This is a genomic window from Pseudomonas sp. BN505 (assembly GCF_029873175.1).
Classification (GTDB): domain Bacteria; phylum Pseudomonadota; class Gammaproteobacteria; order Pseudomonadales; family Pseudomonadaceae; genus Aquipseudomonas; species Aquipseudomonas putida.
Window position 1 is genome coordinate 38,853 of the sequence record NZ_SSOI01000070.1, and the last position, 14,914, is coordinate 53,766.

The 14,914-nt window shown below is 63.2% G+C and carries 16 protein-coding genes; all 16 read right to left on the reverse strand.

Features of this window, described 5'->3' with window-relative positions:
- Positions 1 to 20: 20 nt before the first annotated feature.
- Positions 21 to 395 carry a chemotaxis response regulator CheY gene (locus tag E8E78_RS26690; protein ID WP_162489843.1) on the reverse strand — a complete coding sequence of 125 codons (375 nt, stop codon included), beginning with the start codon at positions 393 to 395 and terminating at the stop codon, positions 21 to 23.
- A gap of 120 nt (positions 396 to 515) precedes the next feature.
- Positions 516 to 1,256, reverse strand: coding sequence for an RNA polymerase sigma factor FliA (gene fliA, locus E8E78_RS26695; protein ID WP_019472908.1), 741 nt, complete (start codon positions 1,254 to 1,256; stop codon positions 516 to 518).
- Positions 1,253 to 2,086, reverse strand: coding sequence for a flagellar synthesis regulator FleN (gene fleN / locus E8E78_RS26700; RefSeq protein WP_012273492.1), 834 nt, complete (start codon positions 2,084 to 2,086; stop codon positions 1,253 to 1,255). Before fleN ends, fliA begins: the two co-directional genes overlap by 4 nt.
- Before the next feature lie 93 nt (positions 2,087 to 2,179).
- On the reverse strand, positions 2,180 to 3,487 hold the full coding sequence (flhF, locus tag E8E78_RS26705) for a flagellar biosynthesis protein FlhF (RefSeq protein ID WP_059394800.1): 1,308 nt from the start codon (positions 3,485 to 3,487) through the stop codon (positions 2,180 to 2,182).
- A gap of 11 nt (positions 3,488 to 3,498) precedes the next feature.
- Positions 3,499 to 5,628: a flagellar biosynthesis protein FlhA gene (gene flhA, locus E8E78_RS26710; RefSeq protein ID WP_016498563.1), complete on the reverse strand. Its 2,130-nt coding sequence runs from the start codon at positions 5,626 to 5,628 to the stop codon at positions 3,499 to 3,501.
- A gap of 223 nt (positions 5,629 to 5,851) precedes the next feature.
- On the reverse strand, positions 5,852 to 6,994 hold the full coding sequence (gene flhB, locus E8E78_RS26715; protein WP_061203380.1) for a flagellar biosynthesis protein FlhB: 1,143 nt from the start codon (positions 6,992 to 6,994) through the stop codon (positions 5,852 to 5,854).
- Between the two features lie 2 nt (positions 6,995 to 6,996).
- Complete coding sequence (gene fliR, locus E8E78_RS26720) at positions 6,997 to 7,773, reverse strand: flagellar biosynthetic protein FliR (protein WP_274138440.1); 777 nt, start codon at positions 7,771 to 7,773, stop codon at positions 6,997 to 6,999.
- Between the two features lie 7 nt (positions 7,774 to 7,780).
- Entirely contained in the window at positions 7,781 to 8,050 is a 270-nt protein-coding gene (gene fliQ, locus E8E78_RS26725) for a flagellar biosynthesis protein FliQ (RefSeq protein WP_012273497.1), read from the reverse strand.
- A gap of 21 nt (positions 8,051 to 8,071) precedes the next feature.
- Positions 8,072 to 8,839: a flagellar type III secretion system pore protein FliP gene (gene fliP, locus E8E78_RS26730; protein WP_016498560.1), complete on the reverse strand. Its 768-nt coding sequence runs from the start codon at positions 8,837 to 8,839 to the stop codon at positions 8,072 to 8,074.
- Positions 8,839 to 9,273, reverse strand: a complete 435-nt coding sequence (gene fliO, locus E8E78_RS26735; protein WP_059394804.1) for a flagellar biosynthetic protein FliO — start codon at positions 9,271 to 9,273, stop codon at positions 8,839 to 8,841. Before fliO ends, fliP begins: the two co-directional genes overlap by 1 nt.
- A 12-nt stretch (positions 9,274 to 9,285) precedes the next feature.
- Complete coding sequence (gene fliN, locus E8E78_RS26740) at positions 9,286 to 9,753, reverse strand: flagellar motor switch protein FliN (RefSeq protein ID WP_049274740.1); 468 nt, start codon at positions 9,751 to 9,753, stop codon at positions 9,286 to 9,288.
- Positions 9,754 to 9,800: 47 nt separating this feature from the next.
- A complete protein-coding gene (gene fliM, locus E8E78_RS26745) occupies positions 9,801 to 10,769 on the reverse strand; it encodes a flagellar motor switch protein FliM (protein ID WP_013973595.1) in 969 nt (322 codons plus the stop codon).
- 9 nt (positions 10,770 to 10,778) lie between these two features.
- Complete coding sequence (fliL, locus tag E8E78_RS26750; RefSeq protein WP_016498557.1) at positions 10,779 to 11,276, reverse strand: flagellar basal body-associated protein FliL; 498 nt, start codon at positions 11,274 to 11,276, stop codon at positions 10,779 to 10,781.
- A 217-nt stretch (positions 11,277 to 11,493) separates the two neighbouring features.
- Positions 11,494 to 12,750, reverse strand: a complete 1,257-nt coding sequence (locus E8E78_RS26755) for a flagellar hook-length control protein FliK (RefSeq protein WP_059394795.1) — start codon at positions 12,748 to 12,750, stop codon at positions 11,494 to 11,496.
- A 72-nt stretch (positions 12,751 to 12,822) separates the two neighbouring features.
- Positions 12,823 to 13,170 (reverse strand): Hpt domain-containing protein, encoded by a 348-nt coding sequence (locus E8E78_RS26760; RefSeq protein WP_280311734.1) that lies wholly within the window; start codon positions 13,168 to 13,170, stop codon positions 12,823 to 12,825.
- Between the two features lie 48 nt (positions 13,171 to 13,218).
- Positions 13,219 to 14,910 carry a fused response regulator/phosphatase gene (locus E8E78_RS26765; protein ID WP_059394794.1) on the reverse strand — a complete coding sequence of 564 codons (1,692 nt, stop codon included), beginning with the start codon at positions 14,908 to 14,910 and terminating at the stop codon, positions 13,219 to 13,221.
- Positions 14,911 to 14,914 lie beyond the last annotated feature (4 nt).

A 14,914-nucleotide genomic window follows, 5' to 3' on the forward strand; every position in this document is an offset into this window, starting at 1 on the left:
GGCGCGCCCCCTGACGTGACTCAGCCGTTGACGCGTTCGAAGATCTTCTCGATCTTTTCTTTGAGCACCTGAGCGGTGAACGGCTTGACCACATAGCCATTGACGCCGGCCTGGGCCGCTTCGATGATCTGGTCGCGCTTGGCTTCAGCGGTGACCATCAATACTGGCAAGGTCTTCAGCTGATCGTCGGCACGCACTTTGCGCAGCAGGTCGATGCCGGACATGCCGGGCATGTTCCAGTCGGTCACCAGGAAGTCGTAGGCGCCCCTTTGCAGCATCGGCAGCGCCGTGATGCCATCGTCGGCTTCGTCGGTGTTGGTGAAGCCCAGGTCACGCAACAGGTTCTTGATGATCCGCCGCATCGTCGAAAAGTCGTCAACGATGAGGATTTTCATGTTCTTGTCCAATTAGACCTCCAAGCAGTCTCAAACGCGCCCGGTCTACCGGGCACGCACTCATTCAATTCGGTACAACGTGGATAACGCACGTGGAAAACGACTGCAACGACACCGGGCTCAACGCGCCCGCCATTCCCCCAGGCGGCTACGCAGGCGCGCGGCACACTGGCTGTGCAACTGGCTGACCCGCGACTCGCTGACCCCAAGCACCTCGCCGATTTCCTTGAGGTTCAGCTCTTCGTCGTAGTACAGCGCCAGCACCAGGCGCTCACGCTCCGGCAGGTTGGCAATGGCCTCGGTCAGGGCAGCCTGGAAGCGTTCGTCCTCCAGGCCACGCGCAGGTTCGACATGGCCACTGGCGCCATCCTCATGCAGCCCTTCGTGCTCGCCGTCCTGCAACAGGTCGTCAAAGCTGAACAGGCGGCTGCCCAAGGTATCGTTCAAGATCCCGTAGTAATCATCGAGACTCAATTGGAGTTCGGCAGCAACTTCATGATCTTTAGCGTCCCGGCCTGTTCTGGCTTCAACAGCACGCATCGCGTCACTGACCATGCGGGTGTTGCGGTGCACCGAACGCGGTGCCCAGTCGCCCTTGCGCACCTCGTCCAGCATGGCCCCGCGGATGCGGATGCCGGCATAGGTTTCAAAGCTGGCGCCTTTGCTGGCGTCATATTTGTTGGCCACTTCAAGCAGGCCGATCATGCCGGCCTGGATCAGGTCCTCGACCTGCACGTTGGCCGGTAACCGCGCCAACAGGTGGTAGGCAATGCGCTTGACCAGCGGGGCGTAGCGTTCGATCAGCTCGTACTGGGCGTCTTTCGCCGCCCGGCTGTACATCTTGAAGCCGCTGGCGTTCATAGCACGGGTCCCGCGCTGGTGGGTTGCACCAGACGCTCGACAAAGAACTCCAGATGGCCGCGCGGATTGGCCGGCAGCGGCCAGCTGTCGACCTTCTGGGCGATCGCCTTGAAAGCCAGCGCGCACTTGGAGCGAGGGAAGGCTTCGTAGACGGCGCGCTGCTTCTGCACTGCCTTGCGCACACACTCGTCGTACGGCACGGCGCCCACGTACTGCAGGGCAACGTCGAGGAAGCGGTCGGTGACCTTGGTCAGCTTGGCGAACAGGTTGCGCCCTTCCTGCGGGCTCTGCGCCATGTTGGCCAGCACACGGAAACGATTCATCCCGTAGTCGCGGTTGAGCAGTTTGATCAGGGCGTAGGCATCGGTGATCGAGGTGGGCTCGTCACAGACCACCAGCAGCACTTCCTGGGCGGCGCGAACGAAGCTGACCACTGACTCGCCAATCCCCGCCGCAGTGTCGATCACCAGCACGTCGAGGTTGTCGCCGATTTCGCTGAACGCCTGGATCAGCCCGGCATGCTGGGCCGGGGCCAGGTGCACCATGCTCTGGGTGCCCGATGCCGCCGGTACGATGCGCACACCGCCAGGGCCCTGCAGCATCACGTCACGCAGCTCGCAGCGCCCCTCGATTACATCGGCCAGGGTACGTTTGGGGGTAAGGCCCAGCAACACGTCGACGTTGGCCAGGCCCAGGTCGGCGTCCAGCAGCATGACCCTGCGGCCAAGCTCGGCCAGCGCCAGGGACAAGTTCACTGAAACGTTAGTCTTGCCGACGCCACCTTTGCCACCGGTCACGGCGATCACCTGTACGGGATGCATGCTACCCATGTCTGTTCTTTACCTTGTCTCGCTGGGACTCAGGCCACACGTGGGGCAATTCTGCGTACCCCTTGGCATAGCTACTTTGCACACGCTTCATGGTCAACCCGCTCGCCGGGGGTTGTGATAGAGATCAGCGAACATGTCGGCCATGGCCTCCTCGCTGGGCTCGTCCTGCTGCTGCACATTGACCGCACGGGACACCAATTGGTGGCCACGCGGCAGGTGCAGGTCGTCAGGAATGCGCGGGCCATCGGTGAGGTAGGCCACGGGCAGTTCATGACTGATGGCAAGGCTCAGCACATCGCCAAGGCTTGCCGTTTCATCCAGTTTGGTCAGGATGCAACCGGCCAGGCCACAGCGCTTGTAGCTGTGGTAGGCGGCGGTCAGTACTTGCTTCTGGCTGGTGGTAGCCAGCACCAGGTAATTCTTCGCGGCAATGCCACGCCCGGCCAGGGTTTCCAGCTGCATGCGCAGTGCCGGGTCGCTGGCCTGCAGGCCGGCGGTATCGATCAGCACGACGCGTTTGCGCAGCAGTGGTTCCAGTGCCGCAGCCAGCGACTGGCCCGGGTCGACGTAGGTCACTGGCACGTTGAGGATGCGGCCCAGGGTCTTGAGCTGCTCCTGGGCGCCGATACGAAAACTGTCCATGCTCACCAGCGCCAGGTTCTGCGCGCCATACTTGAGCACGTAGCGGGCAGCCAGCTTGGCCAGGGTGGTGGTCTTGCCCATGCCGGCCGGGCCGACCATGGCAATTACCCCACCCTCTTCGATCGGTTCGATTTCGGGGATTTCGATCATCCGCGCCAGGTGCGCCAGCAGCATGCGCCAGGCCTGGCGAGGCTCTTCGATCTCGGCGGTGAGGTCGAGCAACTCACGGGCGATAGGCCCGGACAGGCCGATGCGCTGCAGCCGGCGCCAGAGGTTGGCCTGCTGTGGCTTGCTGCCCTGCAGCTGGCTCCAGGCCAGCGAACCGAGTTGCACTTCCAGCAGCTCGCGCAGGCCCGACAGCTCGGAGCGCATGGCATCGAACAAGCGCGGATCGACCGGCGCCGCAGCAGGCGCAGCGGCAGCCTCAGGGGCATCGACATGCGGCTCGATCAACGGCTCGGCGGCGGTCAGCGACTGCCCGGCAAACAATTGGCGGTTGTTGTCGCTGCTGTCCTGGCGGTGGTCCAGCTCGGCCTGGGCAGTGGCGATGCGCGTATGGGTCTTGCGCAGCTCTTCTTCCAGCTCGGCGTTGGGCACGCGCGGAGCCAGGGCGGACAGCTTGTAGTCCAGCGCGGCCGTCAGTTCGACACCACCGGCAATGCGGCGGTTGCCAATGATCGCGGCATCGGCGCCCAGCTCGTCACGGACCAGTTTCATGGCCTGACGCATATCGGCGGCGAAAAATCGCTTAACTTGCATTATCCACTACCTCAGCCGTTAGGGCCCACGGTGGCAACGATGGTGACTTGCTTGTTGTCCGGTATTTCCTGATACGCCAGAACATGCAAATTCGGTACAGCCAGGCGACCGAAACGCGACAGCATGGCGCGGATCGGGCCGGCGACCAGCAGGATGGCCGGCTGGCCCTGCATTTCCTGGCGCTGGGCCGCTTCGATCAGCGAACGTTGCAGCTTCTCGGCCATGCTCGGCTCCAGAAGAACACCATCTTCCTGACCCTGCCCGGCCCTTTGCAGACTATTGAGCAAAATCTGTTCCAACCTTGGCTCCAGGGTAATCACTGGCAGCTCCGACTCAACGCCGACAATGCTTTGCACGATGGCGCGACACAATCCGACGCGCACCACCGCCACCAGCGCGGCGGTATCTTGACTCTTGCCGGCGTTGTTGGCGATGGCTTCGGCAATACTGCGAATATCGCGCACCGGCACCTGTTCCGACAACAGCGCTTGCAGCACCTTGAGCAGGCCCGACAAGGAAATGACACCCGGCACCAGCTCTTCTGCAAGTTTAGGCGATGCCTTGGACAGCACCTGCAGCAGTTGCTGAACCTCTTCGTGGCCAATCAGCTCATGGCAGTGCTTCTGCAGGATCTGGTTGAGGTGGGTGGCCACCACGGTGCTTGCGTCGACCACGGTGTAGCCCAGCGACTGCGCCTGGGAACGCTGGCCGACGTCGATCCACACCGCCTCCAGGCCAAACGCCGGGTCACGAGCTGCAATGCCGTTCAGGGTGCCGAACACTTGCCCGGGGTTGATCGCCAGCTCCCGGTCCGGGTAAATCTCCGCTTCGGCCAGGATCACCCCCATCAGTGTCAGGCGATAGGCGCTGGGCTGCAGGTCGAGGTTGTCACGAATGTGCACGGTGGGCATGAGGAAACCCAGGTCCTGGGACAGCTTCTTGCGCACACCCTTGATCCGCGCCAGCAACTGGCCGCCCTGGTTGCGGTCGACCAGCGGGATCAGCCGGTAACCGACTTCCAGGCCGATCATGTCGATGGGCGTCACGTCGTCCCAGCCCAGCTCCTTGGTATCAAGCGCGCGCTGCGGCGAGGGCAACAGGTCTTGCTGGCGCTGCGCCTCTTGTAGCGCCTCCAGCTTGACCTTGTTCTGCTTCTTCCACACCAGGTAGGCGCCGCCGCAGGCCAGCAGGCCAAGGCTGAGGAAGGCCACATGCGGCATGCCCGGCACCAGCCCCATGACGATCATCAGCCCGCCGGACACCGCCAGGGCCTTGGGCGAATCGAACATTTGCCGGTTGATCAGCTTGCCCATGTCCTCGGAGCCCGAGGCGCGGGTGACCATGATCGCGGCGGCGGTGGACAGCAGCAGTGATGGCAATTGCGCCACCAAACCGTCACCGATGGTCAGCAGGGCGTATACCTTGCCGGCATCGCCAAAGCTCATGCCGTGCTGCAACATGCCGATCAGCATGCCGCCGATCAGGTTGATGAACAGGATCAGCAGGCCGGCGATGGCATCACCGCGGACGAACTTGCTGGCACCGTCCATCGAGCCGTAGAACTCCGCCTCTTGCGCCACTTCGGCACGGCGGTGCTTGGCCTGGGCCTGGTCGATCAAGCCGGCGTTGAGGTCGGCATCGATGGCCATCTGCTTGCCGGGCATGGCGTCGAGGGTGAAGCGCGCGCTCACTTCGGAGATACGCCCGGCGCCCTTGGTCACTACCACGAAGTTGATGATCATGAGGATGGCGAACACCACCGCACCGACCACGTAGTTGCCGCCGATCACCACCTCGCCGAAGGCCTGGATCACCTTACCGGCAGCGCCGTGGCCCTCCTGGCCATGCAGCATGACCACGCGGGTGGACGCCACGTTCAGGGCCAGGCGCAGCAGCGTGGCCACCAGCAGGATGGTGGGAAATGCGGCGAAGTCCAGCGGGCGCAAGGCGTACACGCACACCAGCAGCACCACGATCGACAGGGCGATGTTGAAGGTGAAGAACACGTCGAGCAGGAACGGTGGTATCGGCAACATCATCATTGCCAACATCACCAGCAGCAGCAGCGGCACGCCCAGGTTGCCCCGGCCGAGACCGGCCAGGTTGTTGCGGGCGTTGCTGATTAACTGAGTGCGATCCACCGCGAGTCCTCTTGATGCAAAACTTTGACGCCCAGGGGGCGCCTGGGCGTGGCTCTGCAAGAAGCCTTCCAACTTTGCTCGGGAGAGGATGCTGTTTTTGCAGGAGCAGCCTTGTGCTGCGAAGAGGCCATTGCAAGAGAAGATCAACTTCAGCCTTACCGGCCTCTTCGCAGCGCAAGGCTGCTCCTACAGGCACCGCGCCGCCTTCAAGGATAACAAGAGGTCAACTGTCGCGACGCAGGTCCGGCGGGATCGGCAGGTCTTCTTTCAACGGCTCTGGCCGCTTGCCCCTGCCAGCGCGGTACTGGCGGATCTGGAACACATAGGCCAGCACCTGCGCCACGGCCAGGTACAAGCCGGCGGGGATCTCCTGCTCTGGCTCGGTGGAGTAGTAGATCGCCCGCGCCAGCGCCGGCGATTCGAGGATCTGGATCTTGTGCTCCACGCCAATCTCCCGAATCTTCAAGGCCATGAAGTCGGTGCCCTTGGCCAGCAGCAATGGTGCTGCCCCGCCCTTCTCCGGGTCGTACTGCAGGGCCACCGCATAGTGCGTCGGGTTGGTGATGATCACATCGGCCTGCGGCACCGCCGCCATCATGCGCCGCTGCGACATCTCGCGCTGCAGCTGGCGAATGCGTTGCTTGACCTCGGGCTTGCCCTCGCTGTCCTTGTACTCGTCGCGCACTTCCTGCTTGGTCATCTTCATTTTCTTGTGCGTCTGGTACAGCTGGAACGGCACGTCGGCCGCGGCAATCAGCAACAGCCCGGCCGACATCCACAAGGCACTCCAACCCACCACCTGCAGGCTATGGATGATCGCCTGCTCCAGCGGCTCATTGGCAATCGCCAGCAAAGCCTGGCGGTCGTTGGACAGCACCACCACCGCGACTACCAAGATCACGAAGAACTTGGCCAGCGCCTTGAGCAGCTCAGTCAGGCTATTCATCGAGAACATGCGCTTGATCCCCGATAACGGGTTCATGCGGCTGAATTTTGGCTGCAGCAGGCTGCCAGAGAACAGGAAGCCGCTGAGGGCAATAGGTGCCACGAAGGAAATCACGAACAGCAGGATCAGAACCGGCTGCACCGCCCATATCGCCATCTTGCCCGAGGCCAGCAGAAAGGCGCCCATGGCCCGCTCGTCGACAATGATGTCGCGGGTCAGGCTGAAGTTCATGCGCATGATGCTCAGCAACGTCTCGGCCATATGACCGCCGAATGCCAGCAGGCCACCCGCGCCAGCCAGCGTCACCGCCACCGTATTCAGCTCCTTGGAGCGGGCGATCTCGCCTTTCTCGCGGGCATCGCGCTTGCGCTTGTCGGTGGGGTCTTCTGTCTTGTCCTGGCCGCTCTCGCTTTCTGCCATGCTCAGCGCGCCCTCGCCAGTTCACGCAGCCATTGCAGCGCTTCGCTGGCCAATGCCTGGTAGTGGGACAGCACATCGGCCAGGCCGACCCAGAAAATGAACATACCCATGACCAGGGTCAGCGGAAAGCCAATCGAGAAGATATTCAACTGCGGCGCGGCGCGGGTCATCACGCCGAAGGCAATGTTCACCACCAGCAACGCAGCGATCACCGGCAGGATCAGCAACAGGCCGGCAGAAAATACCCAACCCAGCCGCCCCGCCAGCTCCCAGAACTGGTTGACCATCAGCGCATTGCCCACCGGCAAGGTGGTAAAGCTTTCGGTCAGCACCTCGAACACCACCAGGTGGCCGTTCATCAACAGGAACAGCACGCTCACCAGCATGGTCATGAACTGGCTGATGACCGTGACGTTAACGCCGTTGGCGGGATCCACCATCGAGGCGAAGGCCATGCCCATCTGCACCGCGACGACCTGGCCGGCGATCACGAAAGCCTGGAACAACAACTGCAAGGCCAGGCCGAACAGCGCACCGACGATGATCTGTTCGGCGCACAGCAACAGGCCGCGCAGGCTCAGCGGGTCGAATTCAGGCAACGGCGGCAGCGCCGGCACGAGCACCACGGTAATGGCCACCGCCACGTACAGGCGCACCCGCGCCGGCAGCATGCGCGTGCCGAGGATCGGCATGGTCATCAGCACCGCAGTCACCCTGAACAACGGCAGGATGAAGGTGGCAACCCAAGTGCCGATCTGCGCGTCGGTCAGCTCCAGCATATCCGCGTCAACCGATCAGCTGCGGGATGTTGGTGTAGAGGGTGGTGATGTACTCCATGAACTTCTGCACCAGCCATGGCCCGGCGACGATCAGCGTGATCAGCATCACCAGCAGACGCGGCAAAAAGCTCAGGGTCTGTTCGTTGATCTGGGTGGCAGCCTGGAACATCGCAACCACCAGCCCCACCAACAGGCTCGGTACCACCAGCACAGCGACCATCAGGGTGGTCAGCCACAGGGCATCACGGAACAGGTCGACAGCTACTTCAGGTGTCATCGGCGGCTCTCCTTGACGGCGTCAGACGCCGCCGAAACTGCTGGCCAAGGTACCCATGATCAGCGCCCAGCCATCCACCAGCACGAACAGCATGATCTTGAACGGCAGCGAGATGATCAGCGGCGACAGCATCATCATACCCATGGCCATCAGCACACTCGCCACCACCATGTCGATGATCAGGAACGGGATGAAGATCATGAAACCGATCTGGAACGCGGTTTTCAGCTCGGAGGTGACGAATGCCGGCACCAGGATTGTCAGCGGCACCTGGTCGGGGCCGGCAATGTCGGTGCGCTTGGACAGGCGCATGAACAGGTCGAGGTCGCTTTGCCGGGTTTGCGCCAGCATGAAGTCCTTGAGCGGCACCTGGGCCTTGTCGATGGCCTGCTGGGCGGTCATCTGCTCCTTGAGGTACGGCTGCAGGGCGTCCGAGTTCACCCGGTCGAACACCGGTGCCATGATGAACATGGTCAGGAACAGCGCCATGCCGGTCAGAATCTGGTTCGACGGCGTCTGCTGCAGGCCCAGGGCCTGGCGCAGGATCGAGAACACGATGATGATGCGGGTAAAGCTGGTCATCAGGATGACGAACGCCGGGATGAAGCTGAGCGCCGTCATGATCAGCAGAATCTGCAGGCTGACCGAATACTCCTGCTGCCCGTCCGCCCCGTTGGACAGGGTAATGGCCGGGATCGACAACGGGTCGGCGGCCAGGGCGAGCGGCGCAGCCAGCAGCAGCGCCACACCCAATAAAGAGTTCAACAACGTACGCAGCGGGCCGCTCATCACAACTTGTCCTTAGGGTCCTTGCCCATCAGCTCCATCAGCCGCTGGGCAAATTCCGGCGTTGCCTGACGTGCGCCAGCCGGCACTTCCACAGGTTCGGCCAGCACATGCAAGGCCTCGATGCTGCCGGGGGTGTGGCCAATCAGGATCTGCTCCTTGCCCACCTGCACCAGCAGCAGGCGGTCACGTGGGCCGATGGCCCGGCTGCCGACGATCTCGATCACCTGCCCGCCCTTCACCGCCGTGCTTTGCATACGCCGCAGCACCCACGCCAGGAAGAAAATCAGGCCCACCACCAGCAGCAGGCCGAAGACCATCTGCGCCAACTGGCCGCCAAGGCTGCCAGGCGCCGTCGCCGGGGTCGCCGTTGGCGTGGCCGCGGCCAGGCACGCCTGGCTGGCCAGCAGTGCAGCGAACGCCGCAATGGCGCGCATCGGGCCCTTCACTCAGCGCAGCTTCTTGATACGTTCGCTGGGGCTGATCACGTCGGTCAGGCGAATGCCGAACTTCTCGTTGACCACCACCACTTCGCCATGGGCGATCAGCGTGCCATTGACCAGCACATCGAGCGGCTCGCCAGCCAGGCGGTCCAGCTCGATCACCGAGCCCTGGTTGAGTTGCAGCAGGTTGCGAATATTGATCTCGGTGCTACCCACTTCCATGGAGATGTTCACCGGGATGTCCAGGATCACGTCCAGGTTCGGGCCTTCGAGGCTGACGTTTTCGTTCGGTTTCGGCGAGCTGGCGAATTCTTCCATCGGCATGCGACCAGCGCCGCCGCTGCTGCCGGTGTCACCGCCCAGCAGCGCATCGATGTCGGCCTGCCCGGCCGAGCCGGTTTCCTCAAGGGCTGCAGCCCACTCATCGGCCAGCGCCTGGTCCTCTGCGGAGGTGATCTCGTTTTCGTTAGCCATGGTTTCCTCGACAGGCATTCAATTCGTTATGAGCGACCGGCACGCCGTCAGCGGCGTTCGATCGGGTCGATGATCTGCAGGGCCAGGTTGCCCTTGTGCGAACCCAGCCGCGCCTTGAACGATGGCACACCGTTGGCGCGCAGCACCAGGTGCTCGGGCAGCTCCACCGGGATCACGTCACCGGGCTGCATGTGCAGGATGTCGCGCAGCTTCAGCTGGCGGCGGGCGACCGTGGCGGTCAGCGGCACGGCCACATCCAGCACGTCCTCGCGCAGGGCCTTGACCCAGCGCTCGTCCTGGTCGTCCAGGTCGGACTGGAACCCGGCATCGAGCATTTCCCGCACCGGCTCGATCATCGAGTACGGCATCGTCACGTGCAGGTCGCCGCCGCCACCGTCCAGTTCGATGTGGAAGGTGGACACCACCACTGCCTCGCTGGGGCCGACGATGTTGGCCATGGCCGGGTTGACCTCGGAGTTCATGTACTCGAAGGTGACCGGCATGATTGCCTGCCAGGCTTCCTTGAGGTCGACGAAACACTGGTCCAGCACCATGCGCACCACGCGCAGCTCGGTAGGGGTAAATTCGCGACCTTCGATCTTGGCGTGGCGGCCATCGCCACCGAAGAAGTTGTCCACCAGCTTGAACACCAGCTTGGCATCGAGGATGAACAGCGAGGTGCCGCGCAGCGGCTTGATCTTGACCAGGTTGAGGCTGGTCGGCACGTACAGCGAGTGCACGTATTCGCCGAACTTCATCACCTGTACGCCACCCACGGCCACGTCGGCGGAACGGCGCAGCAGGTTGAACATGCTGATACGGGTGTAACGGGCGAAGCGCTCGTTGATCATTTCCAGGGTCGGCATGCGACCCCGCACGATACGGTCCTGACTGGTCAGGTCGTAGCTTTTGATACTGCCAGGCTCGGATGCACTTTCGGTCTGCACCAGCCCGTCGTCGACGCCGTGCAACAGGGCATCGATTTCATCCTGGGACAGCAGGTCCTGTACGGCCATTGCGGACTCCTACTGCAATACGAAATTGGTGAACAGCAACTGGTCGATGACCGGCTTGCCGACTTCCTTCTGCGCCACTTCCTGGACCACTGCGGTCGCCTTCTGGCGCAACATCTCCTGCCCGACCGGGCTGCTGGCCAGGGTGTCGAAACCCTGCCCGGAGAACATCATCACCAGGTTGTTGCGGATCACCGGCATGTGCACCTTCAGGGCATCCAGGTCGGCCTGGTTGCGCGCCTGCATGGTGATGCTCAGCTGCATGTAGCGCTGGCGGCCGTTCTGGTTGAAATTCACCACAAATGCCGGGGTCAGCGCCTCGTAGATCGCTGCTGGCTTGACGTTGCCGGCCACAGGCTCGGCGGCCGGGGCCGAATCGCTCTTGTGCATGATGAACCAGGTAGCGCCCACCGAAAGGCCGATCGCCAGCAACAGGCCTACGACGGCCAGCAGGATCAGTTTGAGTTTGCCTTTAGTGGCGGGGTCTTTGACTGCTTCGCTCTTCGCCATGCCAATAATCCGTCGTCCATCGGGGGTTCAAAGGTGGATGGCTTGGCTTGAGCAAGTGTTATGCCAGATTTTGCAGACGATGGGTTCCAGCAGGTTTTGCGGTGCTGCCTTCTTCGCGGGCACGCCCGCTCCCACAGGTGCCGCAAAGGATTTGAAAGCGATGAAACTCCTGTGGGAGCGGGCATGCCCGCGAAGAGGCCGACACTGCAAATGAAGGTCAGGCGTAGTAATCAACCGCACTGTCGCCAACAACCACCTGCTGCTCCACAGGCCGGGTGCCTTCGACGGGCTCGCCCCCGCCCTGCTCCGCCTGGCGCGCTGCCACCCCCGACAGGTTGCTGCCCTGCGCCTGCCCCTGCTGCTGTTGCTGGCCGCGCGACTGGTCGGCCACGTTGACATCCGGCTGGGCCAGCCCCTGCTGGGCGAACAGTTCGCGCAGGCGGTGCACCTGGCTGTCGAGGGCATCACGCACACCGGCGTGACCGCTGATGAAGGTGACCTGGGTCGACTGGTCCGTCGCAACATTGACGCGAATGTCCAGGCGGCCCAGCTCCGCCGGCTCCAGCTGGATATCCGCCGACTTGAGGTTCTGGCTGGACAGGTACATGACCCGGTTGACCAGGCCCTCGGCCCAGGCACCCTGGTTCATCGGCAATGGCTGGTGTAACGGGCTGGCATTGGCCGGCACGGCGTTGGCGGTCTTGGCCGTGGCCGCCTGGGTCAGGCTGGCCAGGCGATTGGCGAAATCATCGATGCGGGTGTCGCTGCTGGCGCTCTTACTGTCTTTCAGGCCATCTTCAAGCAAGGCACCAAAGGCTTTGTCGCCCGGCTCACCTGCTTCACCCTCGGCATTTTCCACCAGATTCGCCAAGGTATTGACGGCTGCCTGCCCATCTTCGCCCTGGGCCCGGGACGGATCCAGCGCATGCGCCGAGGTGCCACCCTTGGCCTGGGCGCTGTGCTCCAAGGCCAGCCGCAAGGTTGGCAGGTTGGCCAACGGGTCGGCATCGGGGTCGAAGGCTTCTTCGGCAGCGGGTTCTTCGGGCAGCGCAGCAACCTGCGCCGTGGCGGCCTGCAGTACCGGCGCAACGGCCTCGGCCTGGGCCTGGATCAGTTGCGCACCGGGCTGGGCGTCGGTGACCTGGCCGGCCACCAGGCTGGCATCACGCAGCCCGGTATCGGCCTGGGCCGCGTCGTCAGCTGGCAATTTATTGCCGTCATCGGCAACCGCAGTTTTGTCGGCGGGGTCTTTCTTGCCACCCGCTGCGGCCTCAGGTTTGTCCTTTGCCTTGGCCGGGGCAGCCTTGTCGTCCTGCCCGACGGCCTTATCACGCCCCTGCCTGGCCATCACCTGGCCAAAGCCGTCGCCCTTGTCACCCAGCGCCTGCAGCGGTTTATCCGCCTGCGCGCTGGCCGAACGCGAGGTGCTTTTAATGGCGTTGGCTTGCAACAAAGGGTTGGGTGCGACAGGCATCGAGCGGTCTCCGCGCCAGGAACAGAAAGATCATCCAGCCGGATAAAAGCAAGACTCGCGCCAACTCACACATCAGCCTGCAGAAATACGCTGCTGCTCATCGCGGTAGAAGTGCTGCACCTCGACATATTCCAGATCGATGCGGTTGATCAGGTCTTCGATCCCATACAGCGGTCGCTGCCGCGCGCGGTCTTCCAGCTGCTGGCACAGGCAAGCCAAGGCCATGGCGCCCATGTTGCTGCTGCTGCCCTTGAAGCTGTGGGCGGCCGCACCAAGCTCTTCGGCGCTTTTGGCCGCGTGCAGCTGGCTCAGGCGCCGTTCAGAGTCGTCGAGAAAGGTTTGCACCAACTGCAGGTAGCCATCCTCCATGACCTCACGCAGGTCACTGAGGACCTTGTGGTCAATATGCATGTCAGTCACTTGTTCACTCCTTGATCAAGCCAGATTATGCCCGAGCCAACCTGTGGCTCACCATACGAACTCCACATGTGCGCAACGCCCGCCTTCGCTCCAGCGGGCATTGCTGGCCAGCCGCTGAATCAGGTTCAGGCCACGCCCGCTCAGGCCCTGCGCCAGCGACGGCCGCGACAGCACACGCTGCACATCGAACCCGGCGCCACTGTCGAGCACCTCGATCATCAGACGCCCGCCCTCGGCGTGCGGTTCAACCCTGAAGTCGATGCGCACGAAACCGTCGCTCAACGCACCCAGCCGCCGGGCGCGCTCCTGATAATAGTCGGCGAACCCCTGCACATCGCGCTTGAGCTGTGAGTCCAGGCCCAGCACCCCATGCTCCAGCGCATTGGAATATAGCTCGCTGAGCACCGCGTGCAGGCTGCCGGTGCGCGCCCGCAGGCCGTGAATTTCCTGCAACAACTGCACCAGATACGGCACCGGGTTGAAGCGCTTGAGGCTCTCGCCACGCACCTCGAACCCCAGCGACCAGTCCAGCGGGCTGGAACGGCCGCTATCAGAATAGATCATCGGCGCCGGCACCCGCTCCTCCGCGCTGAACATGCGGATATCGCACAGGCTGATGTCATCACGCGGGTGCCCGCCAAATTGCTCCAGCGCCTGCATGACTTCATCGAACAGCTGCGCAGGGTCGCGATTGTCGGCCAACACCGCACGCAAACGCTCCACGCCGAATAACCGTTCCTGGTCATCGGCGGTGTCCAGCACGCCGTCCGACAACAGCAACAAGCGCTCGCCCGGTGCCAAGGGCAGCACTTCAGTGCTGTCATCGAAACGCTCTGCAGCCAGGATACCCAGCGGCAGGTGCCGAGAGCTCAGTGATGATAGCATATGGCCACTTACCGACAGGCGATAGCCATCGGGCATGCCCCCGTTCCACACCTCGACCGAACCGCGCTGCAAGCTGAGGTCGAGCAGCAGTGCACAGCAGAACATGTCCACCGGCAGGATACGTTTGAGCTTGGCGTTCATCTCGCGCAGGATCTGCGCCATGCCGTAGCCCTTGGCGGTCATGCCGTAGAACACTTCAGCCAGCGGCATCGCCCCTACCGCCGCTGGCAGACCATGGCCGGTGAAATCGCCAAGCAGCACACGCATGTCACCGGCCGGGGTGAACGCGGCCAGCATCAGGTCGCCGTTGAACAGCGCATAGGGCGATTGCAGGTAGCGGATGTTGGGGGCAGAAAGGCAGCCGGAGTGGGCCACCTTGTCGAACACCGCCTTGGCCACCCGCTGCTCGTTGAGCAGGTGGTGGTGGTGCCGGGTAATCTGGTCACGCTGCTCCAGCACGGTAGCCTGCAGCCGGCGCAGGCGGTCCATGGCGCGGATCTTGGCGCCGAGGATCACCGCACTGTACGGCTTGGCCATGAAGTCATCGCCCCCGGCCTCCAGGCAGCGCACCAGGCCCTCCTCCTCATTCAGCGACGTCAGGAAAATGATCGGCACCAGCGCTTCGCCGGCCAGGGCCTTGATCTGCCGCGCAGCCTCGAAGCCATCCATCACCGGCATCAGTGCATCCAGCAGCACCAGCTGCGGGCGCCGCTCGACGAACAACGCCACCGCCTGCTCGCCGTTTTCTGCGGTGAATACCTGATGGCCTTGGCGGCGCACGATCTGCGCCAGCAGCGTTCTGTCGGCGGCCCCGTCTTCGGCGACCAGCACGGTCAACGCCTGTTGGGGCGGCATGTCG